Origin of the sequence: Paraburkholderia sp. RL18-085-BIA-A, assembly GCF_046027075.1 — a bacterium.
Classification (GTDB): Bacteria; Pseudomonadota; Gammaproteobacteria; order Burkholderiales; family Burkholderiaceae; genus Paraburkholderia.
In genome coordinates, this window is the sequence record NZ_JARESU010000303.1 from 1 (window position 1) to 3,735 (window position 3,735).

1 protein-coding gene and 2 pseudogenes are annotated in these 3,735 nt (G+C 59.2%); 2 read left to right on the forward strand and 1 reads right to left on the reverse strand.

Annotation, left to right across the window (positions count from 1 at the left end):
- A pseudogene (locus P0D89_RS51445) lies at positions 1-196 on the forward strand (histidine kinase); the annotation flags it as partial.
- Between the two features lie 550 nt (positions 197-746).
- Positions 747-1,338, forward strand: a pseudogene (locus P0D89_RS51450) (IS6 family transposase); the annotation flags it as partial.
- 550 nt (positions 1,339-1,888) lie between these two features.
- Here the strand turns inward: P0D89_RS51450 and P0D89_RS51455 are convergent.
- Entirely contained in the window at positions 1,889-3,388 is a 1,500-nt protein-coding gene (locus P0D89_RS51455) for a catalase (RefSeq protein ID WP_408370656.1), read from the reverse strand.
- Positions 3,389-3,735 lie beyond the last annotated feature (347 nt).

Consider the following 3,735-nt stretch of genomic DNA (forward strand, 5'->3'; position numbering starts at 1 on the left):
GCTGCGCTCAGGCGAAGCGTCCTATCTGTCAGTGCTGAGCGCGCAGCAGACCTGGCAAATGGCACGCATTGCGTCGATACAGGCAAGGGCCGCCAGACTGGCGGATACGGCGGCCTTGTTCCAGGCCGTGGGCGGTGGCTGGTGGAATCGGTCCGATTCGCTCGGCTCGACGTTCGCGTCAAACCAACCGCGATAACACAGGTCATGAAACGACTTTGTACAATTCTTGCGTTTGCGATCGTGCTGGCCGGTTGCGCGACGCAGTCGCAATCGCGCCGCCCCGCCCAAAACCGACAGACATCGGATGGCACAGTAGTCGACTACGCAGGCGTGCCCTGCCGCAATCAGAATATGCATGTGAAGTCGCCCGTCTGCCTGTTTCCACGGACACTGCACGCGTCCGGGAAGTGAGACGTCGGGTCCCATACGTACGAGATTGCCCACCGCGAAGACGAAGTGGACTGAGTTCATGGGCAATGGCAGTTTAGATCCGCTGGAGCTTTTTGCCAGCGTGCGCTCGCCTGATGGCGAAGTGATACCTCATTGCGATCGTATCAGGATCCTGCAATTTAGGCACGCCAAGCGTTCGTTGACCGGGCTATTTGAATGGGGCGAGTCGACGCGGTGCCGCCGGTCGACGTAAGCACGCGGGTACTGCCACGTTGATGGCATGTTGCCGGAAATGCAGCGACAATTGCGGGCATGACACGAACCGCATTCACCAAGGCGCATCTGCAACCGACGCTATCTCCTTTGCCGGCTACCGATTCCCGCCCGACGTGATCAGCTATGCGGTGTGGCTGTACTACCGTTTTCCGCTGAGTCTGCACATGGTCGAGGAGTTGCTTGCTGCGCGCAGCATAGAACTCAATTACGAGACTGTGAAACGCTGGTCAGTGAAGTTCGGGCTGGGCATTGCTCGACGCATCCGCTCTACCGCGCTAGCCCAAGGCGACAAGTGGCACCTCGATGAGGTGGTGATCACCATCATGCCAAGAAGCGCTGACTGTGGCGCGCCGTGGATCAACACGGAGCAGTACCCGACGTGCTCGTGCAGAGCCAGCGCGCCAGGCACGCAGCCAGGCGCCTTATGCGTAAATTACTCTGGGACACGGGCATGCGCCGCGTGTCGTGATCACCGACAGGCTCACGAACTACGCCGCAGGAAACAGCGATCTCGGGCTGAACACGAAGCACCAGCAGCACAAAGGGTTGAACAGCCGGGCGGAAAATCCAGCTCAGCCAACGCGGGTACGTGAGAAGGTGATGCGCCGCTTCAAGTCGGCGCGACATCTGCAACGATTTGCTTCGGCCCACGATCAGGCGGCCAATCTGTTCATGCACTGCCGGTGCCACACCGATGCAGCGTAGAAACGCGCGCTACGCACCCAAGCCTTCGAGGCGTGGGAAAGCCTGCCGTACACTCCGATGCTGGAGCGCGTTACCGCATAAGTTAGCTACCCTCATGTACCGTGAGTTCGGCCGCACACCGTCATCGACCGTGTCGCTGTCCCCGTCGGCCAACTTTGCTTCAATGATCAATCGCATGGTTTGCTCCCGCCGTTGCGATACCGATCAGCGTACCCCACACGAAGCCGGTGCCGCAGACAGATGCTCGAGCGGCCCTCCCTGGGAACCGCCCCAAGTTGTGCAAGCCCTCCTGTGCCGGGCAATGTGGCGACCACCCTTCTAGATCACATCCTGCACCCCCCAACTGGCCGAAGAACGTGGTGCGGCATCTGTTGCGCGACAGGTCACTGCGTTGCGCCAGCATACTGCCACGCGTCGGCAGCACTCGCATGGCTTTGCGCGCCCGCCGACCGCAAAGGTGCGGTTCCGGTTAGCACCATACGTGCGCGGCACCGGCGGCGAAAACCAAGGCCGCTCTCTAGTTATCGCTCAGGTGTGCCGCTAGACCCTGGACCCGCGCGACGTCGGCGTGCGTCGCCTGCACCAGACGGGTTCCGTAGTCGGAATCAGCCTTGTAGAAGTACGACAGCATCGTATACTTGTTCGCGTCGTTAGTTACGTGAGAGAGATCGGCCGAGAGGGCAGTCACCAGATCCGTCTTGTCCTGGTCAGACAGGCTGCGGTAATACTCGCCAGCCTGACGGAAGTCGAGCGTCTTGTGGATCGCCTGTTGCTGGGTCGAACCCAGCAACATCGTCCGCACGGACTTGTACTTCGGCTGCTCGGGGATTTCGTTGATACCGGAGGGCTCGTAATTGACTTCACCCTTGCGGTCGCCGGTATTCATCAAGCCGTCCTGGTTGTTGTTGTCCACCGGGACGACCGGGCGGTTGATCGGCAGGTCGTTGTAGTTCGGTCCAAGGCGGTACATCTGAGTGTCCGCGTAGGCGAAGAGACGCCCTTGCAACATCCGGTCTTCGGAAGGCTCGATGCCCGGCACGAGGCGCGACGGCGCAAACGCGGATTCTTCCGTGGACTGGAAGTAGTTATCCGGAACACGGTTGAGCGTCATGGTGCCGACCTTTTGCTCAGCAATCGACGTCGGCCATACCTTCGTGTCGTCCAGGGGGTCGAAGTCGTACTTGGCCAGATCCTTCGGCGACATCACCTGGATATACAGGTCCCACTGCGGATACGAGTGTGCCTTGACCGAGTTGTACAGGTCGTTGGTCATCAGGTTCCAGTCCGCGCCGATCGAATGCGGAATGTCCTGTGGACGAATGCCTTCGATGCCCTGGCGGCTCTTCCAGTGGAACTTCACGTAGTGCACTTCGCCCTTCGCGTTGACGAACTTGAACGCGTGCACGCCGAAGCCATCCATGTGACGGTACGAGTCGGGCATGCCCTCATCCGTGTAGAGATGGGTCAGCATGTTGGTCGCTTCGGGTGAGTGAGCGAAGAAGTCGAACGCGAGGTTCGGGTCCTGCACGCCGGTCACTGCCGACGGCTTGTTCGCATGCACGAAGTCCGGGAACTTGATGGCGTCACGGATAAAGAACACCGGCCAGTTGATGCCGACCATGTCCCAGTTGCCTTGCTGCGTGTAGAACTTGATCGCGAAGCCGCGCGGGTCGCGAGCCTGCTCCGGGGATCCGCGATAGCCCATCACCGTCGAGAACCGCACGAACACCGGCGTCTTCGTGCCCGGCGTGAACACCTTCGCGGTGGTCAACGAGCTGATGTCGGCGCTGGGAACGAATTCGCCAAAAATGCCCGTGCCGCGTGCGTGAACAACGCGCTCCGGAATGCGCTCGCGATCGAAGCGCTGCAGTTTCTCGATGAGATTCGAGTCCTGCAGAAGAACCGGACCTTCGGGACCTGCGGTCTGGGAATTCTGGTTGTCGCCGACCGGTTGGCCGGTATCGCGCGTCATGCCTTCTGCAAATGCGGCTTGACCGATCGCGATAGCCGAGATCATCGAAAGAATGCTTACTGAGAGTTGAGCCTTAGATCTTTTCACCATTAATTCCTTTTTTAAGCAGGGCCGTGCGGACGTGTCAGATCGCGAAACCGTGATCATCGATTTGGAACGCTGCTAGTTCAAGCTCGACATCATCCTCTGGTACATCCGCCGCGAAATGTTAGGGCAGCAATTCAGTCATTCAGCCGTCGGAGAAATGACAAATCTGTCATGTCTTGCACTATTGGGTCTATCAAGGAATTGGGAAATGGGACGTCAAAAGTGATAACTAGATAACCCGTAAATGAGGAGCGCATTAAACGAGACGATGCGAGGGGCATTCGGAACCTGCGCAAATTGGGCGC